The 21,512-nt window shown below is 73.5% G+C and carries 16 protein-coding genes and 1 pseudogene; 12 read left to right on the top strand and 5 right to left on the bottom strand.

Translation table 11 applies throughout. The features are described 5' to 3' along the window. Positions 1-140 precede the first annotated feature (140 nt). Together lgt and O7598_RS08380 are read left to right on the top strand one after the other, a co-directional pair. Entirely contained in the window at positions 141-1,490 is a 1,350-nt protein-coding gene (lgt, locus tag O7598_RS08375) for a prolipoprotein diacylglyceryl transferase (RefSeq protein ID WP_269690763.1), read from the top strand. Between the two features lie 11 nt (positions 1,491-1,501). Beyond that, a complete protein-coding gene (locus O7598_RS08380) occupies positions 1,502-2,689 on the top strand; it encodes an FAD-dependent oxidoreductase (protein WP_269690764.1) in 1,188 nt (395 codons plus the stop codon). A gap of 18 nt (positions 2,690-2,707) precedes the next feature. Here O7598_RS08380 and O7598_RS08385 read toward each other — a convergent pair whose 3' ends face one another. Further along, on the bottom strand, positions 2,708-3,550 hold the full coding sequence (locus O7598_RS08385; RefSeq protein ID WP_269690765.1) for a GNAT family N-acetyltransferase: 843 nt from the start codon (positions 3,548-3,550) through the stop codon (positions 2,708-2,710). 145 nt (positions 3,551-3,695) lie between these two features. Here O7598_RS08385 and gltB point away from each other — a divergent pair, with 145 nt between their 5' ends. The 3 genes from gltB to O7598_RS08400 all read left to right on the top strand — a co-directional run bounded on the left by gltB (position 3,696) and on the right by O7598_RS08400 (position 10,511). After that, entirely contained in the window at positions 3,696-8,363 is a 4,668-nt protein-coding gene (gene gltB / locus O7598_RS08390) for a glutamate synthase large subunit (RefSeq protein WP_269690766.1), read from the top strand. Beyond that, complete coding sequence (locus O7598_RS08395; RefSeq protein ID WP_269690767.1) at positions 8,356-9,861, top strand: glutamate synthase subunit beta; 1,506 nt, start codon at positions 8,356-8,358, stop codon at positions 9,859-9,861. The genes gltB and O7598_RS08395 overlap by 8 nt, the downstream gene beginning before the upstream one ends. Before the next feature lie 122 nt (positions 9,862-9,983). Beyond that, positions 9,984-10,511, top strand: coding sequence for a hypothetical protein (locus tag O7598_RS08400; RefSeq protein WP_269690768.1), 528 nt, complete (start codon positions 9,984-9,986; stop codon positions 10,509-10,511). Between the two features lie 4 nt (positions 10,512-10,515). Here O7598_RS08400 and O7598_RS08405 read toward each other — a convergent pair whose 3' ends face one another. Next, positions 10,516-12,102 (bottom strand): M1 family metallopeptidase, encoded by a 1,587-nt coding sequence (locus O7598_RS08405; RefSeq protein ID WP_442929834.1) that lies wholly within the window; start codon positions 12,100-12,102, stop codon positions 10,516-10,518. A 147-nt stretch (positions 12,103-12,249) separates the two neighbouring features. Between O7598_RS08405 and O7598_RS08410 the strand changes: the two genes are divergently transcribed. Then, positions 12,250-13,035 (top strand): SGNH/GDSL hydrolase family protein, encoded by a 786-nt coding sequence (locus O7598_RS08410; protein WP_269690770.1) that lies wholly within the window; start codon positions 12,250-12,252, stop codon positions 13,033-13,035. 143 nt (positions 13,036-13,178) lie between these two features. Next, positions 13,179-13,865, top strand: a complete 687-nt coding sequence (locus O7598_RS08415) for a Type 1 glutamine amidotransferase-like domain-containing protein (RefSeq protein WP_269690771.1) — start codon at positions 13,179-13,181, stop codon at positions 13,863-13,865. Here O7598_RS08415 and O7598_RS08420 read toward each other — a convergent pair. Then, positions 13,855-15,396 carry an MFS transporter gene (locus tag O7598_RS08420; protein ID WP_269690772.1) on the bottom strand — a complete coding sequence of 514 codons (1,542 nt, stop codon included), beginning with the start codon at positions 15,394-15,396 and terminating at the stop codon, positions 13,855-13,857. The genes O7598_RS08415 and O7598_RS08420 overlap by 11 nt on opposite strands. A gap of 165 nt (positions 15,397-15,561) precedes the next feature. On the opposite strand from O7598_RS08420, the gene O7598_RS08425 reads away from it, so the two are divergent. After that, the gene (locus O7598_RS08425) at positions 15,562-16,134 is read left to right on the top strand and encodes a TetR/AcrR family transcriptional regulator (protein ID WP_269690773.1); all 573 of its coding nucleotides are present in this window, start codon (positions 15,562-15,564) and stop codon (positions 16,132-16,134) included. A 115-nt stretch (positions 16,135-16,249) separates the two neighbouring features. Then, positions 16,250-18,931 (top strand): hypothetical protein, encoded by a 2,682-nt coding sequence (locus tag O7598_RS08430; RefSeq protein ID WP_269690774.1) that lies wholly within the window; start codon positions 16,250-16,252, stop codon positions 18,929-18,931. 9 nt (positions 18,932-18,940) lie between these two features. On the opposite strand, the gene O7598_RS08435 is transcribed toward O7598_RS08430, so the two are convergent. Next, on the bottom strand, positions 18,941-19,201 hold the full coding sequence (locus O7598_RS08435) for a YciI family protein (protein WP_269690775.1): 261 nt from the start codon (positions 19,199-19,201) through the stop codon (positions 18,941-18,943). A 49-nt stretch (positions 19,202-19,250) separates the two neighbouring features. Between O7598_RS08435 and O7598_RS08440 the strand changes: the two genes are divergently transcribed. Beyond that, positions 19,251-19,907, top strand: coding sequence for a Crp/Fnr family transcriptional regulator (locus O7598_RS08440; protein ID WP_269690776.1), 657 nt, complete (start codon positions 19,251-19,253; stop codon positions 19,905-19,907). A gap of 113 nt (positions 19,908-20,020) precedes the next feature. Here the strand turns inward: O7598_RS08440 and O7598_RS08445 are convergent. Beyond that, positions 20,021-20,260 (bottom strand): annotated as a pseudogene (locus tag O7598_RS08445) (hypothetical protein). Between the two features lie 313 nt (positions 20,261-20,573). On the opposite strand from O7598_RS08445, the gene O7598_RS08450 reads away from it, so the two are divergent. Both O7598_RS08450 and O7598_RS08455 read left to right on the top strand, forming a co-directional pair. Then, entirely contained in the window at positions 20,574-20,996 is a 423-nt protein-coding gene (locus O7598_RS08450; RefSeq protein WP_269690777.1) for a hypothetical protein, read from the top strand. Next, entirely contained in the window at positions 20,996-21,481 is a 486-nt protein-coding gene (locus tag O7598_RS08455) for a hypothetical protein (RefSeq protein ID WP_269690778.1), read from the top strand. The genes O7598_RS08450 and O7598_RS08455 overlap by 1 nt, the downstream gene beginning before the upstream one ends. The last annotated feature ends 31 nt before the right edge of the window (positions 21,482-21,512 follow it).

Below are 21,512 nucleotides of genomic sequence, written 5' to 3' on the forward strand. Positions count from 1 at the left end.
ACGTCAGCTCCAAAGGCGCCGGCCGGCCTTCCCTGGCTCGGCGCCGCCGCGGGCCCTCGACCCCGCGCCACCGTCCGACGCGCGCGGCGAGGCGGCCCGGGGTGCCGCGCACACGGTCCGCACCGGTACCGTGTGCACCCGTGACCCTCGCCCCGATGACCCCCCTGGCGGCCATGCCCAGCCCCAGCACCGCCGTCTGGCAACTCGGTCCGGTTCCGATCCGGGCGTACGCGCTCTGCATCATCGCCGGCATCGTGGCGGCCTGCGTGGTCACCGAGTACCGGCTGCGTCGCCGGGGCGTGGCTCCGGGCGCGGTGCTCGACATCGCCGTCTGGGCGGTGCCGGCGGGCATCATCGGCGCCCGGATCTACCACGTGATCACCTCACCGGAGAAATACTTCGGCGACGGCGGCCAGCCGCTCAAGGCGTTCGCCATCTGGGAGGGCGGTCTCGGCATCTGGGGCGCGGTGGCCGGTGGCGCGGTCGGCGCCTGGATCGCCGCCCGCCAGCTCGGCATCCCGCTCACCGTGGTGGCCGACGCCCTGGCCCCGGGCATGCCGCTGGCCCAGGCCGTCGGCCGGTTGGGCAACTGGTTCAACAACGAGCTGTACGGCGGGCGCACCAGCCTGCCGTGGGGGCTCGAGGTGCACGTGATGGACCCGGACAATCCCGGTCACGCGCTGCGCGACGACGCCGGCAACCCGGTGCTGCAACCGGGGCTCTACCACCCGACGTTCCTCTACGAGTTGATCTGGAACGTCGGCGTCGCCGCGCTGGTGCTGCTCCTCGACCGCAAGCTGCGGCTGGGCCGGGGTCGGGCCTTCGCGCTCTACGTGATGGGTTACACGGCCGGCCGGTTCTGGATCGAGCTGATGCGCACCGACGAGGCCAACCACATCCTCGGCGTCCGGCTCAACGTCTGGACCGCGGCGCTGGTCTTCCTCGGCGCGCTCGCCTACTTCGTCCGGGTGCGCGGCCCGCGGGAATACCTCGTCCCGGTGGGTGAGCCGGGCGTGCCGGTGACACCGGCCGGTGACGTGTCCCAGGTCGACCTCGCCGCCCGGGAGGCCGGGGCGGCGACCGTGGCGCCGGAGGGCTACCGGGTGGTGACCGAGGAACAGTTCCGCGCGTACCGGGAGACCGGCGCGCTGCCCCCGGCGGAGCCGGCGGCGACCGGCGGGCCCGACTCCGACGGCGCCGCGACCGGTGCCGACGACCCGACCGACCGTGCCGACGCCGACGCCGACGCCGACCAGGACGCCACCGGCGGCGGCGACGTGGCCGACCGGGACGTGACCGCCGGCGAAGTGTCCGGTCGGGACGCGACCGGCGACGTGGCCGACCGGGGCGCGACCCGCGGCGGCGACGTGGCCGGCGAAGGAACCGGGTCCGACGCCGCGGACGACCGGACCGTGACGGGCGGTACGGGCGAGGCCGAGCGTGCCGGCCGGGCGGACGCCGGCGGGCGCCCGGCGGACCGGGACAGCTGAGCGGGGGCGCCATGCGCAGTGCGGTGGTGGTCGGCGCCGGCCTCGGCGGGATGGCGGTGGCCGGTGCGCTGGCCCGCTCCGGATGGCAGGTCACGCTGCTGGAGAAGGCCGACCGGGTCCGGCCGGAGGCGACCGCCGTGGTGCTCTGGCCGAACGGGGTACGCGCGCTGCGCGCCCTCGGCCTCGGCGCGGGGCTGGACGCGATCGCCACCCCGCTGCCCGACGGGGGGATCCGCCGCCCGGACGGGCAGTGGCTGGTGCAGCCCCGCCCCACCCCGGCCGAGCGGATGCCCGTGGTGGTGCACCGGGAGGACCTGCACGACGCGCTCATCGCCGGGCTCGGCGAACAGGTGGAGCTGCGTACCGGTGTCAGCGTGCGGAGCGTGCGCACGACGCCCGGCGAACGGCCCGCGGTGGGCGACGGCCGGCACCTGTTCGAAGCAGACCTGGTGGTGGCGGCCGACGGCACCGACAGCGAGATCCGGCGGCAGCTCGCGCCGGAGACCGCCGTGGTGAGTTCCGGCTGCGCCGCCTGGCGGGCGGTGATCCCCTGGTACTCGGCCCCGCAGCTTCCCGACGACCAGCCGGTGCACGGCGAGACGCTGGGCGCCGGCTACCGGTTCGTGGCCGCGTCGCTCGGCGAGCGGGGCACCGCCGGGGCGTCCCGGCGGGGCGGCATCTACTGGGTGGCCACCGCCGCGGGCGCACCCCGCCCGGAACCGCCGGAGATCCAGCTCGCCCTGCTCAAGCGCTGGTTCGCGGGCTGGCCCGCGCCGATCGCCACGCTGCTGGAGGCGACCGACCCGGCCGACGTGGTGCAGCAGGAGGTCCGCGAGCTGCGCCCGCTGCCCCGGTCGTACGGCTTCGGAGTCGGTCCGGGCGGCGTGGTGCTGCTCGGCGACGCCGCGCACGCCATGCCGCCGCACCTCGGGCAGGGCGCGTGCCTCGCGTTCGAGGACGCGGCCACGCTCGCCGGCCTGCTGCGCGAGTCGCGGCTGCCGGACGCGGTCACCGCCTACGACCGGCTGCGCCGCCCGCGCGCCGCGACCATGGTCCGGCAGACCCGCCGGATGTCGGCCGTGCTGCAGACCCGGGGCCGGCTGGCGTTGCGCGCCCGGGACGCCGCGCTGGGCACGATCAGCCCGCGCCTGCGCAACACCGCGGCGGCGGCGGCCGCCGACTGGCAACCGCCGTCCTGACCGGGCGCGGGTCGGCGCTCAGATGACCGCGGCCGGCTCGGCGATGCAGGCCGTGCCGACCCGGCGGAAGCCCACCCGCAGGTAGACCCGGGCGATCTCCTCGCTGCCCGCGCTCAGGAAGATCAGGTCGGTGCCGGCGGCGCGCAGTTCCCGGGCCAGCGTGGCGGTCACCGCGGCGCCCAGCCCGCGCCGCCGGGCGGACGGCAGGGTGGCCACCCCGGCGATCTCCGCCACGTCGCCGACCCGCATCGCCATGCCGCTCGCCAGCGTGCCGTCCTCAGGCGTGGCGGCGAGCACCGAGACCCGCCGGCCGTCGGCCACCCGGGCCGCCTCCTCCTCCAGCGCGTCGACGTCCAGCCGGGCGAGCGCCGCGTCCCGCTCGGCCGGTCCGGCGTCGCCCCGCGCGGTGCCGCCGTGGGCGAAGCCGACCGCGGCGACGGCCCGGCGCAGCGCGATGTCCGCCGCGAAGCCCGGGTCGCCCGGGTCCAGCACCCGCACGGGTACGTCGCTGAGCGTCGCCGGGTCGGGCAGCCGATCCGCCTCCAGCAGCATGAGCGGGGCCTCTAGCACGGTCAGCCCCGCCGAGCGGGCCACCGCCAACAGGTCCGGCTGGTGCTCGTGCACCCACTCGAACGCCTCCGGCAGCCCCAGCTCCCGCTGCCGGGCGCGGACGGCGGTCACCTCGGCAAGCGTGGGCGCGTCGGTGGCGTCGAGCCGGGGGCGGGCGTAGAACGGCCAGCCGGCACCGTCGCGGACGAACAGCACCAGGGAGTCGAACTCCTCCGTCCGGGCCCCGTCGCGGGGCACCGCGTCGTAGAAACGCTCCAACCGGTCGAGCACGTCAGCTCGTACGACATCCACCGCGCGAGACTACACGTCCCACCATCTGGAAGTGTGATCAATCTGAACTGGCCTTGCGCCGTACGCCCTAACGTAGACTCAATAAACCCCAGCGGGCCGACGTCGTCCCCACCATGTACCAACCTGAGTGACGACAGGAGGCCCGGTGGCCTTTCCGTACCCTCACAGCCCGCAGCCGGCCCCGCGGACGCCGGGTCTCTACGACCCCGCGTACGAGCACGACGCCTGCGGCGTGGCCTTCGTGGCCGACCTGCACGGGCGGCGTTCGCACCAGGTCGTCGCGAACGGCCTCGGGGCGCTGCGCCGGCTGGACCACCGGGGCGCCCGGGGCGCGGAGCACAACACCGGTGACGGTGCCGGGATCATGATCCAGGTGCCGGACGCCTTCCTGCGTGCGACGGTCGACTTCCCGCTGCCCCCCGCCGGGCAGTACGCCACCGGCCTGGTCTTCCTGCCCGACGACGACGCGGCCGAGGCTCGCGCCCGCCAGGTGGTGGACAAGTACGCGCTGGTCGAGGGCGCCGACGTGCTCGGCTGGCGCACGGTGCCGACCGACGCGTCCGGCCTGGGCGAGACCGCGCTCGCGGCGATGCCCCGGGTCCGGCAGCTCTTCCTGGCCGCGCGTCGGCTGACCGACTCGCCGGCCGGCGCGGCCGGGGACCCGCTGACCGGGCTCGACCTGGACCGGGTGGCGTTCTGCCTGCGCAAGCAGGTGGAGCGGGAGACCGCCGAGCGGGGCCAGCCGGCCTACTTCCCGTCGCTGTCCGGCCGGACCATGGTGTGGAAGGGCATGCTCACCCCCGACCAGCTTCCGGCGTTCTACCCGGAGCTGACCGACGACCGGGTGGACAGCGCGATCGCGCTGGTGCACTCGCGCTTCTCCACCAACACGTTCCCGTCCTGGCCGCTGGCGCACCCCTACCGGTTCATCGCCCACAACGGCGAGATCAACACGATCCGGGGCAACCGCAACTGGATGCAGGCCCGGGAGGCGCTGCTGCGCAGCCCGAGTATCCCCGGCAACATCCGCCGGGTCTTCCCGGTCTGCACCCCGGCCGCGTCCGACTCGGCCAACTTCGACGAGGTGCTGGAGCTGTTGCACCTGGCCGGGCGGAGCCTGCCGCACGCGGTGCTCATGATGATCCCGGAGGCGTGGGAGAACGACCCGGACATGCGCGCGGACAAGCGCGCGTTCTACCGCTTCCACGCCAGCCTGATGGAGCCGTGGGACGGTCCCGCCTCGGTCGCCTTCACCGACGGCGAGGTCGTCGGCGCGGTGCTCGACCGCAACGGCCTGCGTCCGGGCCGCTGGTGGCACACCAGCGACGGGCTGGTGGTGCTGGGCAGCGAGGCGGGCGTGCTCGACCTCGACCCGGCCACCGTGGTGGCGAAGGGCCGGCTCCAGCCGGGCCGGATGTTCCTGGTCGACACCGTCAACGGTCGGATCGTCTCCGACGACGAGATCAAGACCGAGCTGGCCGCCGCCCAGCCCTACCGGGAGTGGCTGCACGCCGGCCTGATTGAGCTGGACGACCTGCCGGCGCGCGAGCACACCGTCTACACCCACGACTCGGTGCGCCGCCGGCAGCAGACGTTCGGCTACACCGAGGAGGAGCTGAAGATCCTGCTCGGCCCGATGGCCCGCGTCGGCGCGGAACCGATCGGCTCGATGGGCACGGACACCCCGATCGCCCCGCTGTCCACCCGGCCGCGGCTGCTCTACGACTACTTCCACCAGCTCTTCGCCCAGGTCACCAACCCGCCGCTGGACGCCATCCGGGAGGAGTTGGTGACCAGTCTGGCGTCCACCATCGGGCCGGAGGGCAACCTGCTCGACCCGGGTCCGGCGAGCTGCCGGCAGATCGTGCTGCCCTACCCGGTGGTCGACAACGACGAGCTGGCCAAGATCCTCTCCATCGACGAGGACGGCGACCTCCCCGGCTTCAAGGCGGTCCGGGTCTCCGGCCTCTACCGGATCCGCGACGGCGGCGCCGGCATCAAGGCCCGGCTGACCGAGATCTGCCGGCACGTCTCCGAGGCGATCGAGGACGGCGTCCGCATCCTGGTGCTCTCCGACCGGGACTCCAACGCCGACCTGGCGCCGATCCCGTCGCTGCTGCTCACCGCCGCGGTGCACCAGCACCTGGTACGCGAGCAGACGCGTACCCAGGTGGCGCTGATCGTGGAGTCCGGCGACTGCCGGGAGGTGCACCACGCGGCCGTGCTGATCGGCTACGGCGCGGCGGCGGTCAACCCCTACCTCGCCTTCGAGTCGGTCGAGGACATGATCTCCACCGGCGCGCTCGTCGGCGTGGAGCCGGTGAAGGCGGTCCGCAACTACGTCAAGGCGCTCGGCAAGGGCGTTCTGAAGATCATGTCCAAGATGGGCATCTCGACCGTGTCGTCGTACTGCGGCGCGCAGGTGTTCGAGGCGGTCGGCCTGGACACCCGCCTGGTCGACCGCTACTTCCGCGGCACACCGAGCACCATCGGCGGCATCGGGCTGGCCGAGATCCACGCCGAGGTGGCCGCCCGGCACGCGCTGGCCTGGCCGGCGGCGGGCAGCCAGGCCAGCGACCGGCTGGAGGTCGGCGGCGAGTACCAGTGGCGCCGCGAGGGCGAGCTGCACCTGTTCAACCCGGAGACCGTCTTCCTGCTCCAGCACGCCACCCGCAGCCGCCAGTACGACGTCTTCCGGCAGTACACCGCCAAGGTCGACGAGCTGGCCGCGAAGGCGGGCTCGCTGCGCGGGCTGTTCACGCTGCGCACCGGCGTGCGGCCGGCGGTGCCGCTGGACGAGGTCGAGCCGGCCACCGAGATCGTCAAGCGGTTCGCCACCGGCGCCATGTCGTACGGGTCGATCTCGGCCGAGGCGCACGAGACGCTCGCGATCGCGATGAACCGGCTCGGCGGCAAGTCCAACACCGGCGAGGGCGGCGAGGACGTCGACCGGCTGCACGACCCGGCGCGGCGCTCGGCGGTCAAGCAGATCGCCAGCGGCCGGTTCGGCGTGACCAGCGAATACCTGGTCAACGCGGACGACCTCCAGATCAAGATGGCGCAGGGCGCGAAGCCCGGCGAGGGCGGGCAGCTGCCCGGCAACAAGGTCTGGCCGTGGATCGCCCGCACCCGCCACGCCACCCCGGGCGTCGGCCTGATCTCCCCGCCGCCGCACCACGACATCTACTCCATCGAGGACCTGGCCCAGCTCGTCCACGACCTGAAGTGCGTCAACCCGGCCGCCCGGGTGCACGTCAAGCTGGTCAGCGAGGTGGGCGTGGGCACCGTGGCGGCCGGCGTGGCCAAGCTCAAGGCCGACGTCATCCTGATCTCCGGGCACGACGGCGGCACCGGGGCGTCCCCGCTCAACTCGCTCAAGCACGCCGGCACCCCGTGGGAGCTGGGCCTGGCCGAGGCGCAGCAGACGCTGCTGCTCAACAAGCTGCGCGACCGGGTCACCGTGCAGGTCGACGGCCAGCTCAAGACCGGCCGGGACGTGCTGGTCGCGGCGCTGCTCGGCGCGGAGGAGTTCGGCTTCGCCACCGCCCCGCTGATCGTCGAGGGCTGCGTGATGATGCGCGTCTGCCACCTCGACACCTGCCCGGTCGGCATCGCCACCCAGAACCCGGTGCTGCGGGAACGGTTCACCGGCAAGCCGGAGTTCGTGGAGAACTTCTTCCTCTTCCTCGCCGAGGAGGTCCGGGGCTACCTGGCCCAGCTGGGTTTCCGCAGCATCGACGAGGCGATCGGGCACACCGAGCTGCTCGACGTGGTCGGCGCGATCGACCACTGGAAGGGCCATGGGCTCGACCTGAGCCGGGTCCTGCACCTGCCGGAGCTGCCCGAGGGCGCGGCCCGGCGGGGCGTGCGCGCCCAGGACCACGGCCTCGACGTCGCCCTGGACAACCGGCTCATCGAACTGGCCGGCCCGGCGCTGCGTGACGGCGCCCCGGTGCGGGTCGAGGTCGACGTCCGCAACGAGCACCGCAGCGTCGGCGCGATGCTCGGCGGCGAGGTGACCCGCCGGTTCGGCGGGGCCGGGCTGCCCGACGACACCGTCGAGTTCCTGCTGCACGGCACCGCCGGCCAGTCGTTCGGCGCGTTCCTGCCGCGCGGGGTCACGTTGCGACTGCACGGCGACGCCAACGACTACGTCGGCAAGGGACTCTCCGGCGGCCGGATCGTGGTCCGGCCGGACGCCGCCGCGCCGTTCGTCGGCGACGACGCCGAGCCGGGCCGGCGCGCCGAGGACCAGATCATCGCCGGCAACACGATCCTCTACGGTGCCACCGGTGGCGAGGTGTTCCTGCGCGGCCGGGTCGGTGAGCGGTTCGCGGTGCGCAACTCCGGCGCGGTGGCAGTGGTCGAGGGGCTCGGCGACCACGGCTGCGAGTACATGACCGGCGGCACGGTCGTGGTGCTCGGGCCGACCGGGCGCAACTTCGCCGCCGGCATGTCCGGTGGCACCGCGTTCGTGCACCGGCTCGACCGGCGGCTGGTCAACGCCGAGCTGGTCGACCTGTCCCCGCTGCGCGACGAGGAACGCGACCGGCTGCACGAACTGGTCCAGCGGCACTTCGCGGAGACCGCCTCGGCGGTCGCCGAGGCGCTGCTGAAGCGCTGGCCGGAGGCGGTGGAGGAGTTCACCGCCGTGGTGCCCCGGGACTACCGCCGGGTCATGGAGATCATGCGGGCCGCCGAAGCCGCCGGCCGTGACGTCGACGACGCGGTGATGAGTGCCCTCAGCGGGCCGTCTTCCGCGCCGGTGCCGCCCGCGCCGCGGGTGGTCGCCCAGGAGGTGGCTCGTGCCTGACCCGAACGGTTTCCTGCGCTACGACCGGCGGCTGCCCGCCCGCCGTCCGGTCCCGGTGCGGATCGCCGACTGGCGGGAGGTCTACCCGCCGGCCGGCGAGGAGCTGATCCGCGAGCAGGCCACCCGGTGCATGGACTGCGGCATCCCGTTCTGTCACGACGGTTGTCCGTTGGGCAACCGCATCCCCGACTGGAACGATCTGGTCCGCACCGGCAACTGGGACGCCGCGGTGGAGTCGCTGCACGCCACCAACAACTTTCCCGAGTTCACCGGCCGGCTCTGCCCGGCGCCCTGCGAGGCGGCCTGCGTGCTCGGCCTGGGCGGCCAGCAGCCGGTCACCATCAAGCAGGTCGAGGTGGAGATCGCCGACGCGGCGGTGGCCCGCGACGGCCTGCGGCCCCGGCCCGCGTCGACGTCGACCGGCCGCTCGGTCGCGGTGGTCGGCTCCGGCCCGGCCGGCCTGGCCGCCGCGCAGCAGCTCGCCCGCGCCGGCCACGCCGTCACCGTGTACGAGCGCGACGACACCCCCGGTGGCCTGCTCCGCTACGGCATCCCCGACTTCAAGCTGGAGAAGCACCACGTCGACCGCCGGGTGGCCCAGCTCACCGCCGAGGGGGTGCGGTTCCGCACCGGGGTCGACGTCGGCGTGGACGTGACCGCCGAGCAGTTGCGCGCCGAGCACGACGCGGTGCTGCTCGCCTGCGGCGCGCTGCAGGGCCGGGACACCCCGGAGACGCCGGGTCGGGCGCTGCGCGGCGTACACCAGGCGATGTCGCACCTGGTGGCCGCGAACCGGGTGGTGGCGGCGGCGGGCGACGGTCGACCGGCCCTCGCCGTGCTGCCGGACGGCACGCCGATCGACGCGGCCGGCAAGCACGTGGTGATCATCGGAGGTGGGGACACCGCCGCGGACTGCCTCGGCGTGGCGCACCGGCAGGGCGCGGCCGGCGTACACCAGCTCGATCTCTACCCGCAGCCCCCGGCGGACCGGGACGCCGCCCGCGACCCGTGGCCGACCTGGCCGTGGGTGCTGCGCTCCTACCCGGCGCACGAGGAGGGCGGCGAGCGGGTCTTCGCGGTGGCGGTGCAGGAGTTCGTCGACGACGGCACCGGGCAGGTCCGGGCCGTGCGGATCGCCGAGGTGACGGTGGCGAAGGTCGACGGCCGGCGGATCGTCACCGCGCTGCCCGGTTCGGAGCGGGAGATCCCGGCCGACCTGGTGCTGCTCGCGATCGGCTTCGAGGGCACCGAGGAGCAGCCGTTGCTGGCGCAGCTCGGGGTGGCCCGCAACGGCCGCGGCGCGATCGACGCCGGCCCGGACTGGCAGGCGGCCGACGGGGTCTTCGTCGCCGGTGACATGCACCGGGGCGCGTCGCTGATCGTCTGGGCGATCGCCGAGGGGCGGGCCGCCGCGGCGGCCGTCCATACCTACCTGGGCGGGGTGGGCGAGCTGCCCGCCCCGGTCGACCCGGCCCGGCAGCCGCTCGCCGCGAGGTAAGGAGGGGCCCCTTATTAACGCTTTCGGTATAGGCGGGGGCCCCTTTTAACACCCGCCGGACGTGGGCCACATCTCGTCCGGCGGGACAACGAGGGCACGAAGATCATCGTTACGCTGCGGGCATGGACGTCGAGGTACGCCTGCGGCGGGTGCGCCGCTGGCTCTGGGTCGTGGTGGTGGGGCTCTTCCTCAGCGGGGTGACCGCGTTCCCGCTGGAGATCGAGGTGCGGTGGCTGCTGGCGGCGCTCGATCCGCTCGCCGGCCGGTTCCCCGCCTTGCTCAGCTGGATCGAGCGCGTCCACACCGGACTCGTGACCGCCGACCGTGACTATCCGTTCCTGCTCTACGGCACCGACTGGCTGGCCTTCGCCCACCTGGTGCTCGCGGTGGCGTTCTGGGGGCCGCTGCGCGACCCGGTGCGCAACGTCTGGGTGGTCCAGGTCGGGATGATCGCCTGCGCCGGCATCGTGCCGCTGGCGCTGATCTGCGGCCCGATCCGGGACATTCCCTGGTTCTGGACGCTCGTCGACCTGTCGTTCGCGGTCGGCGCGTTCCCGCCGCTCTGGTTCGCCTACCGGCACATCCGCGCCGTCGAGGCGGCGGTGGGGTCGGGCGGGGCCCCGCTCGCGCGGGAGCCCCGCCCGACCTGACGCCTCAGCGGTGCAGCAGGTCGTGCGCCGTCCGGATCTTCGACCAGGAGGCCGGCCGGGCCGGGGCCGCCGAGGTACGCGCGGCGGCGCCCACCTCGGGCCGGCCGGCGGTGAACAGCCAGGTGGTGAACACCGCGTCGAGGTCCCGCCCGGCGATCTGCTCGGCGAGCGCCTGGAACTGCTCGATGGTGCCGTTGCCGTACTGGTGCTGGGCCGTCCAGGTGCGCAGGATCCGGAAGAACGCCGGGTCGCCGACGGCCAGCCGGATCTGGTGCAGCGCCATCGCGCCCCGGTCGTAGACGGCGTCGTCGAAGACCCGGTCGGCGCCCGGGTCACCGGGGAGCACCTGCCAGAACTCCGAGTCGGCCGGGTAGCTGGCGTAGGTGAAGTCGAACAGCTCCTGCGCGGTGCCCTCGTCCTGCTCCTCCGACCAGAGCCACTCCGCGTACGAGGCGAAGCCCTCGTTCAGCCAGATGTTGCGCCAGTCCGCCACCGAGACGGAGTCGCCGAACCACTGGTGGGCGTTCTCGTGCACCACCACGTAGGGGTTCGAGCCGCGCCGCCAGAAGCCGGGACCGTAGACCGGGCGGGTCTGCGTCTCCAGGGCGAAGCCGATGCCGTCGATCGGGCCGGCCACGCCGCCCTGCGCCTCGAACGGGTACGGGCCGAACACCCCGCTCTCCCAGTCGACGATCTCGGCGGTGCGTTCGATGCTGGCCCGGGCGGCCGGCCCGCGCTCGCCCAGCGTGGTGCTGTACGCGTTCACCACCGGCTGCCCGTTCGGCGCGGTGTCGGTGACGATGTCGTACTGGCCGATGGCCAGGAACGCCTGGTAGGTGGCGCCGGGCTTGACGCTGCGCCAGCTCCACCGGGTGCGGTTGCCCGCCTCGGGCAGCGGGTCGCGCGGCTGCACGCCGTTGCTGACCACCTCCAGGCCGGTCGGCACCGAGACGGAGATGTCCCAGGTGGCCTTGTCCTTCGGGTGGTCGTTGCTCGGGTACCACCACCAGGCCGACTCGGGCTCGTTCACGGCGAGCGCCCCGTCGGCGGTGCGGGTCCAGCCGGTGTAGCCGTAGACCTTGGTCTGCGAGGGGACGCCGGCGTACTTCACCACGACGGTGAGCTGCTGGCCCTTGACCAGCGTGCGGGTCGGGGTGACCACCAGCTCGTGGTCGCCGGCCCGGGCGAAGCCGGCGACCAGACCGTTGACCCGCACCGACTCGACGTCGAGCGCGAAGTCGAGGTTGAACCGGGACAGGTCCTGGGTGGCGGCGGCCAGGATCGTGGTGGTGCCGCTGAGCCGGTCGGTGGCCGGCTCGTAGCGCAGCCGGATGTCGTAGTGGTCGACGTCGTAGCCGCCGTTGCCGTAGTCGGGGAAGTAGCTGTCGCCCAGCCCGGGGCTGCCCGGCGTGGGGGTGGCCGCCGAGATCTGCGGGCGGCCCCAGCCGGTCGGGGCGGCCTGGCCGGGTGCGCCGGTCACGGTGGTGACGGCGGTGGTGAGGGTCAGGGCGGCGATCGCCGCCGAGAGTGCGCGTGGCACGGGTGGGACTCCCTCCGTCGGGTGTACGCACCGCCAACCTAATCGACACATGTAAACGGATCTGCCCCGCGCCGCCGGCGAAGACGCTTCAATTCTTGCGAATGTTTCGATAGCATTACCGACTAGTAACAAGCACGACCCCTCGGCCACGCGCGCGGTCAACGGGCTCCACCACCCCTGTCCCGTGGAGGTCCTGTCATGTCCCGTCGCGTCCGTACCGCCCTCGCCGCGGTGTTGGCGGCCGTCCTCGGCGCCGTGCTCCTGCCCGGCGCCGCCCGGGCGGCCACCGTCAACTACGTCGCCCTCGGCGACTCCTACTCCTCCGGCGTCGGCGCCGGGCCGTACGACCTCTCCACCTGCCTGCGCAGCCAGAAGTCGTACGCCCCGCTCTGGGCCGCGGCGCACGCGGTCACCAGCTTCCGCTTCCCGGCCTGCGGCGGCGCGGTCACCGCCGACGTGCTGAACAACCAGGTGGGGCAGCTCAGCACCAGCACCACGCTGGTCACCATCACCATCGGCGGCAACGACGCCGGCTTCGCCGACGTGATGACCAGTTGCCGCTTCGGCAGCACGTCGAGCTGCGAGAGCGCGGTGGCCGGGGCGAAGGCGTTCGCCACCGCGACGCTGCCCGGCCGGCTGGACGCCACCTACGCCGCGATCCGCGGACGGGCCCCGAACGCCCGGCTCGTGGTGCTCGGCTACCCGCGCCTGTTCGAGACCGGCTCGTGCGGCCTGCTCGCCATGAGCAGCTACAAGCGGACCATCCTCAACCAGGCCGCCGACGTGTTGAACGGGGTCACCGCCGGCCGGGCCGGCGCGGCCGGGGCGACGTTCGTCGACGCGCGGCCGTACTTCACCGGGCACGGCGTGTGCGCGGCGGACCCGTGGATCCGCGACGTCAGCGGCGTGATCGAGGCGTACCACCCGAATGCGAACGGCTACCGCTACGGCTACCTGGCCGCGCTCACCGCCACCATCGGCTGAGGTGCAAGGAGGGGGCCCCGGTCAACGCATTCCGCATTGCCGGGGCCCCCCTTTCAACGCCTCGCCGGCCGGCGGGCCTCAGTGGACGACGCGCCCCGGTAGGCTGGCCCGCACGGTCGGGTGGCTCCAGGAGGGCGGGTTTCGTGAAGTTCCTTCTCACGTCGTCGGGCATCTGCAATCCGAGCATCTCCGACGCCCTCGTCGACCTGCTGGGCAAGCCGGTCGCCGAGTCCACGGCCCTGTTCGTCCCCACCGGGGTCTACCCCTTCCCTGGCGGAAGTGCGAGCGCGTGGCAGGCGATCCACGGCCGCGCCTCGATCCCGCTGACCCAGCTGGGTTGGAAGTCCCTGGGGGTCCTGGAGCTCACCGCGCTGCCGACCATTCGGGAGGAGAACTGGGTCCCGGCGGTCCGGGAGGCCGATGCCCTTCTCGTCTGGGGCGGCGACGTGCTGTACCTGACCCACTGGCTGCGCCGGTCGGGCCTGGCCGACCTCCTGCCGTCGCTGGGTGACACCGTCTATGTCGGGGTCAGCGCCGGGAGCATCGCGGTCACCCCGTACAACTGCGACGCCGAGTTCGACCTTCGGTTCGTCCCGGACGGCAGCGACATGGCGCAGGGCGCCGACCGGGCGCTGGGGCTGGTGGATTTCACGCTGTACCCCCACCTCAACCATCCGGACATGGAGGACGCCGAGCTGTCCAACATCGAGAAGTGGGCGTCCGGAATCCCGGTGCCGACCTACGCCATCGACGACAACACCGCCATCAGGGTGGTCGATGGCGGTGTCGACGTCATCTCCGAGGGTGACTGGAAACTGATCAATCCCTGACCGGCACCGGCCTCCGTCGACGTGCGGTGGTGCCCGGAGCCGCAAGCGGGTGAAGCCGGAACTCGCCGACGGAACCAGCCGGCACGGCCGGGGCGCCGGGCACGCCCGGCACCACCTCCGGCACCGGCCCGACGCGCCGCCGGGGCCGGGTGCGGCGCCCGGAGGGTACGGCGAGCGCGGCCAGCGCGGCGGCCAGCGAGATGCCGGTGAGCAGCAGGAAGCCGGCGGTGAAGCCGGCCTCCCGGGGCAGCCCGCTCGGCTGCGGGTTGGCGGTGATCACGGTGCTGGCCAGGGCCGCGCCGATCGCTCCGCCGATGGTACGGATGTTGGCGTTCATGCCGGTCGCCGCGCCGGTCTGCGAGGCCGGCACGTTGCCCACGATCAGGTTCGCCATCGAGGCGAAGGCCAGGCCGATGCCGAGCCCGACCAGACCGCCGGCCAGGGCCACCTGCCACCGGGTGTCGTGCGCGACGGTGAGCATCGCCGCGGCTGTCACGTTGAACACCGCGCCGGTGCTCAGCTGCGCCTTCGGGCTGAACCGGGACTCCAGTCGTCCGGCCAGCAGGCCGGCCGCGAACATGCCGACCAGCATCGGCAGCATGAGCAGTCCGGCCTGGGTGATGCTGGCGCCGAAGCCGTACCCGGCGCTGGTCGGGATCTGCGCGAACTGCGGCAGGAACGCGTACACGGCGAACATCGAGGCGCCGTAGAGCAGGGCGACCAGGTTGGTGGTCCAGACCGCCGGCAGGCGCATCATCCGCAGGTCGATCAGTGGGTTCGCGGCGCGTGCCTCGACAACCAACCAGCCGGCCACCAGCACCGCGGCGAGCGCCAGCAGGCCGATCACCCGGACGGAGGACCAGCCCCAGGCGGCACCCTTGCTGACCGGCAGCAACAGCGCCACCAGCCAGCCGGAGAGCAGGACGGCACTGACCCAGTTGATCCGGCCCGGGGTGCGTACCGGCGAGCGGGGCACGAACCGGTGCGCGGCCAGCGCGGTGAGGCCGACCACGACCAGCGGGATCCAGAACAGCCAGCGGTAGCCCAGGCCGGTCACGATCGGGCCGGCGAGCACGACGCCGAGGCCGCCGCCGACGGCCACCACCGCCGAGATCGAGGCGACCGCGGAGCTGACCCGGGCGGCCGGGAACTCGTCCCGGATGATGCCGAAGGACAGCGGGAAGACGGCGCCGCCGATGCCCTGGACCACCCGGGCGGCGATGAGGACGCCGATGGTCGGCGCGACGGCCGCCAGCAGGCAGCCCAGCGCGAGCGCGGCGAGCGAGACGACGAGCATCCGTTCCTTGCCGACCATGTCGCCGACCCGGCCGAGGATCGGCGTGAAGATCGACGCGGAGAGCAGGTAGGCGGTGAGCACCCAGGTCACCGTGTTCGGCGAGGTGTGCAGGTCGTGCTGGATGGTGGGCAGCACCGGGGTGATCAGCGACTGGAGCATCGCGAAGAAGCCGGTGCCGGCCGCGAGGACGAGGAACGTCATCCGGCGCGAGCCGCGCCGGAAGCTGGTGATCATGTGGGAGAACTCCCGTTCGGTACGAGATGGTGGCCGCTCGCGCGATGAGGCGGCGGTGGCGGCGCATCGGGCCGGGGCCTCCGGAGTACGCTATCCGGAGGGGTGCCTCCACCAACGTAGTGGAGGGATGCCTCCGCTTGCAAGGGGGAAGGAGTGACGCGCGTCATGCCCAGCGCCGACGGGTCCACCGAGGTCTTCGCCCGCCGCCCGAAGCGAGCCGACGCCCGCCGCAACTACGACGCGCTGGTCGCCGCCGCCCGCGAGGTGTTCGGCGAGTTCGGCGCGAGCGCGTCGCTGGAGCAGATCGCCCGCCGGGCCGGCGTGGGCATCGGCACGCTCTACCGCAACTTCCCGCAGCGCCGGGACCTGTTCGAGGCGGTCTACGTCGAGGAGGTACGCACGCTCAGCGCCACCGCCGCCGACCTGGCCGACCTCGACCCGTGGGACGCACTGGTCGGCTGGCTGCACCGGTTCGTCGCCTACGTCGCGACCAAGCGGGCGCTGGCCGAGGAGTTGGTGCACGACTCCGAGGTGTTCCGCAGCTGCCGCACCGAGATCTACGCCGCCGGCGAGCCGCTGCTGCGCCGCGCCCAGGCCGCCGGGGCCGCCCGGCCGGACGCCGACTTCGACGACGTGGTGCGGCTGATCAGCGGCCTCGCCGCCTACCAGTTCCCGGACCCGGCGCAACGCGACCGCGTGCTGACCATCGCGCTCGACGGCCTGCGCCCGCCTCGCTGAGTGGGTGGTTAAGAGGGGGCCCCTCCTATACCTGAGGCGTTAACAAGGGGCCCCTCCTTACACCTTGCGGGGGTGTCGACAATGGGGGGACACCCAGCGTCGCCCGGAGGTGACCATGCGCGAACCGGCGACCCGGCCGCGGCCCACCCGCGAGCAGCTGCCGGCCGGCGGCCTGGAGCTGCTCACCCTGTTGGCCCGGCTGCTGCGGCGGCCCCGCCGCGGCGACCGCCGGCTCCCGCTGCTGTGGCTGCTCCGGCCGGCCGGCGACGGGGCGGTCGCCGCCCTGCTGCGCCGCTTCACCGCCCGGGGCACCGGGCGTCGGGTGCCGCACGCCGTGCTCGACCTGGCCGACCGGCCGCCCACCGACGACGTGGCGACGGCGCTGCGGGAGGTGCACCGGCAGCTCTCCCTGGAGGCGTTCGGCGCGCCCCGACTGCGGTTCCGGCACTATCCGCTCGCCGACTGGCTGATGCACCAGACGCTCGCCGTCGACGTGGACGCCGCGGACAGCGGCCGGGCCTCGCTGGTGCGCCGGCTGCGGGACTGGCGGGGCCGGCGCGTCGGCGACGACCCGCAGGTGGGCGTCGACTCGGGGCTCGGCGCCGTGCTGCAAGTGCTGCTCTGGCTGCTGCGCCGGGCGGTGCCCAGCGTGGTGTTCCGGATCGCCGTGTCCGGCCGCGTGCCGGTGGTCGGCCGGCAGTACCGCTGGTTCATGCGCCAGCAGTATCTGGCGCCCCGGCAGTCGGTGACGTTCCTCGGCTTCGCCGAGCGGCTCACCGCCGGCTGGCGCGACGGCGAGCACCCGGCCCAGGTGGAGAAGCTGCTGCTGCACGCGTTCCTGGAGGACCTGCGGCTGGCGTACCGGCGGCGGTTCTGGCGACCGGGGGACTGGCGTCGCACCGCCTACCCGGTGGTGCTGCTCGACGGCGTACGCCCCGACAACGTCGGGCACACCCTGGTCCGCATCTTCGACGAGGTCCGCAACGAGACCGGCCGCAACGACCCGCTGCTGGTGGTCGCGGTCGCCGCCGACCCGCCGCCGGAACCGGCCGCGCCGCGTCCGATGGCCGAGGCCGAGGAGGCGTACGAGGAGTGGGCCGAGGCGCTGCCGGAACGCCGGCGGCTGCGCCGCCCCGGCGCCTGGCTGATGGTGCTGGCGGCGGAGGAGGACGCGCCCGGCGTACCCCCGGGGGTTGCCCCGCCGGCGCTGGTGGCGCCGGACCCGCCGTGGTGGGCGCGGCGGTTCCTGCCCGCGGCGGTGGCCCTGGTGCTGCTCGCCGGCGTGGGGGTGTGGGCGCACGGACGGTGGGCGCCGGACTGCCGGCCCTGGCCGACCGACCGGGTGAGCGTGCGGCTGGTCGGCGGCGAGTGCGTCGGCTACAGCGACACCACCGGGCAGGTCTTCAACAGCGAGCCCGGGCAGGACCGGCTGCGGGCGGTGCAGCGGCGCATCTTCGCGCAGAACCGGGCCACCGAGGAGGTGTGGCGGCGCAGCGACCACCGCCGCCCCTACCTGACGCTCGTCTACCTGGGCAGCCTCACCGGCAACCGGACCCGCGCGGACGAGGAGTCCTACGTCTCCGAGCGGGAGGAACTGGAGGGGATGGCCACCGCCCAGTACGCGCTGCTGAAGGAGTCGGCCGCCGCGGACGACGCGGCGCTGCTGCACATCGTGGTGGCCAACGCCGGCCGGCAGATGCGGCACGCCGGCGACGCGGTACGGATGCTGGAGGGCCTGGCCCGCGACGACCCGACAGTGCTCGGCGTGGTCGGGCTGGTGGACAGCCGCACCAGCACGGCGGCGGCGCTGCGCGAACTCAACCGGGTCGGCCTGCCGGTGCTCGCGCCCACCCTGTCGGCCGACCGGATGGACACCAACTCCAGCCTCTACCTGGCCATGTCCGCGCCCAACCGGGAGCAGGCGACGATGGTCGAGGCGTACGCCCGGCAGGTGCTGCGGGTGGGGGAGGCGCACGTCTACTGGACCACCGGCGAGGGCAGCTCGCTCACCGACGACCTCTACGTCTCCACGCTCGTCGACGGCCTGCGGGAGCGGTTCGGCAGCCGGCTCACCCGGCTCGACGAGTGGCGCAGCGGCCGGCGGCTCAACCAGGAGTGCGGATACCCCGGGATGCTCTTCTTCGCCGGCCGCTGGTCGGAGTTCGACGGGTTCCTGCGCGCGTTGAAGGAGTGCGGCGCGGACCCGCCCCGGCACCTGGTCGCCGACGACTCGGTGAACCGCTACATGGCCAACCCCGGGCTGCGGGCCAGCGCGCCGGGCAACCTGCCCGTCACGTACGTGTCGAAGGCGTCGCTGGCCACCTGCGCCACGCTGCGGGCCGCGCAGGCCGCCCGCGACGACGCCCGGGGCAGCTTCCTCACCTGGATCGGCGCGGACGACCTGCTCGACCCGCCGCGCTGCCGGGAGGGGACCGGCCCGCCCGTCGGCGAGCGGGTCAGCCTCGCCTACGACGCCGCGATGATGATGGTGCGTGCGCTGGAGAGCCTGGCCGCCCGGCTGCGGCACGCCGACACCGGTCGCCGCTGGGAGCCGCGCGCGGTCAACCCGGTCGGGGTGCACGCCGAGGTGTTGCGGCAGAACGCCGCCGGCGGCTACCCGGGGGTGAGCGGCCTAATCCGGTACGCCCCGGACTCCGGCGAGCCGGTCGCCAAGCGCCTGGCGCTGCTCACCGTGGCGAAGGTGCCCGACGTGGCAGCCGCCCCGACCGAGGTCTTCCACTGCGGAGCAGCCGACGCGGCGGTTCCCGGTCCCGGTTGCGCTTCCACGCGCAGGTGAGCACGTCCGCTACGCCAGGAACGCCCGCCAGTCGCGGATCCGTTCGACGCTGACTCCAGGGGTGGTGAAGTACGGGTCGGCCGCGAGGATCGCCTCGACGGCCGCACGGCCCGGGGCATCCAGGACGATCACCGCCCCGGTGTCGTCGGCGAGAGGGCCGGCCATCCGGACGACGCCCTGGCCGTGCAGCGCGGTGAGGCGATCGCGGTGCGCCGGACGTGCGGCCAGTCGCTCCGGGGCGGGAGTGAAGGCCAGTTCGATGATCCACATGAGGGCAGGCTAGGTTCGGTCGACCACTACAGGCTGTATCAGGTGATACATGAGTTCGTTGGGCTCCATCCCGGCACTGCAGGCCCTGACGCCCGCCGTGCTCGACGAGTTGGCGGGTCGGACCCGAACGGCACACTTCGACGCGGGTGCGGTGTTGCGACCAGCCGGTGGGGTGGCCCGGCATGCCGTGTTCCTGCTCTCGGGCACGCTGGTGGCCACGCACACCAGCCTCGGTGGGGTCGAGGCGTGGCCCGACCGGTGGGTCGGTCCGGCGATCGCGGACAAGCCCGCGACGCTGGCCGGAGGACCGTCCCCCACCGGTCTGACGGCGCTGACCGCCGTCGCCGTCCGGTTGCTGCCACGTACCGGCTTCCTGCGCCTGCTCGACGAGCAACCGACGGTGCGCCAGCACGCGCTTGCTCAGATGGCGCGGGAGGCCGTGGCGGTCCGGTCCAGACTCGCCCGCGCCGTCACGCTGCCGGCCGCGGCCCAGGTCGCCGCCTGGCTGAGCGAACAGGACCGGGATCCTCGGTTCGCCTGGCGTGGATCCCAGGAACAGTTGGCTCGGGTGCTCGGCCTCAGTCGCGTGACCGTGAACAGGGCCCTGGCGCACCTCAGCCAGGCCGGCGCCGTCGCACTGACCGCACGCGGAATCGTCGTTGTCGATCGAGAGCGTCTCGCGGCCGTCGCCGAGCATCCCGAGTAGCGGCGACGTGGGGATGCGAGATCTTGGAAGCTGAGCGCCGTTCTGAGGGCCGTTTCCTTCCAAGATTTCTTGGGGACGCGGGACGGCGGGGGTCTGGTCGGAGTCCACCGATGTCAGTCGAGCGGCGGCGAGCGTAGCGGCGCCCAGCCGACGAATCGGGCGAACAGCGCTTGCGGGCTCGGTGCCTCGTCCGGGTTGAGGCGGTGCAGCTCCACAGCCGCGTCATAGAGCCGCCCGCACAGTTAGGCCGACAGGCCGAGGCGGTCACCCGCATGTTCGGCCACCAAGGCGAGCCGCGCCTCCGCACACGGCCACGGGTGGGCGCAGCCCTTGCAGATCCAGAGCGGGCGCATCGGCAGATGTGGGCGAGTGCCGGTCGGTGGGAACGGACCAACTCCGGTTTGCAGACCCGGGAGTTGTCCATGCCCGCCAAAGCCAAGTGGGCGCAGATCGCCGACGGCGTCCGCGCCGAGATCCAGTCTGGTGCGCCAAGCGATCAACGCCCTCAAGATCGAAGGCTTCCTAAAAGGCGTCGGCGGCGTAGGCGTGTTCGTCGCCGACCGTTCCGAGTCGCGCTAGGTCGCAGAGTGCGAGATCTTGGAAGCGGAGGGCCCTTCCAAGGGCCGTTTGCTTCCAAGATCTACATCTGAGGCGCGGGGAGGCAGGATGACGCGGGACGGCGGGGAGCTGAGCGGCTTCCACATCGGATATCTGCCGGCCGGCATCGGTGCGGAGATGTCGGACTTCGCCACCGAGTGGGAGGACGTCCGCTTCGCCACCCGCGTCTGGGAGCGCCAGGTCGACGACGGTTACCGGGTAGACCTGCGCGTGCACGTGCTGCGCGGCGAGCGCCTCACCGACCTGGGCGCGGTCCGCGAGTTCCTCGCCGACTACCACGAGCGCGACACCGCCACCTGGGAGCTGACCGACTTCGCCCATCCCGACGGGCCGGGCCTGGCCGGTGACGCCGAAGCGTTCTGGCTCGTCGAGCCTGGCGTGGCCGTCGACGTGCTGGTCGACCCGGACACGGCGGACGCGATCGAACTCCGCGCGATCGTCCACGGCGTCGTCCGGTCGCACGAGCGCTGATGACACGACGCTTCGGTGACCGCGCCACCTTCGCCGTCGAGGTGGGCGACCCCGTGTCACCGGCGTTGCGCGTGGTCGACGTCTGGGCCGCCGGCGCCCTGCTGACCGTCCACGACAACTGGGCCTTCCTGCCGTACTTCTGTCGCGCCCTGCGCTCGACGGCGGCGCGGGCGCGGCAGCGTGAGGTCGAAGCCCGACCCTGGCCGGGCCGGACGCCGGAGGAGACCTTCCGGCTCCTGCACGCCGACCGGACCGAGTTCCGGGAACGGTACTCGTTCCTCCAGTGGGGCGAGACCGTCGACAACGTGTCGAAGTACGCCTACCTGGACGACGGTGACCTGGTCGTCGTCTTCGCGTTCTGGCGGACCGAGCACCCCCACCCGCGGGACCGGGGTCGGGTCTTCTGCGCCCGCCTGGATCCGGACGGGTTCGCCGCCGTCACCGAGGCAGCGGCGGACCTGCTGGAGGCCGAGGGCGCCGGCTGACGGAGCGCTCAGGCCGGTGTGGCGTCGCGGG

Source organism: Micromonospora sp. WMMC241, assembly GCF_027460165.1.
GTDB classification, from domain to species: Bacteria; Actinomycetota; Actinomycetes; order Mycobacteriales; family Micromonosporaceae; genus Micromonospora; species Micromonospora humi.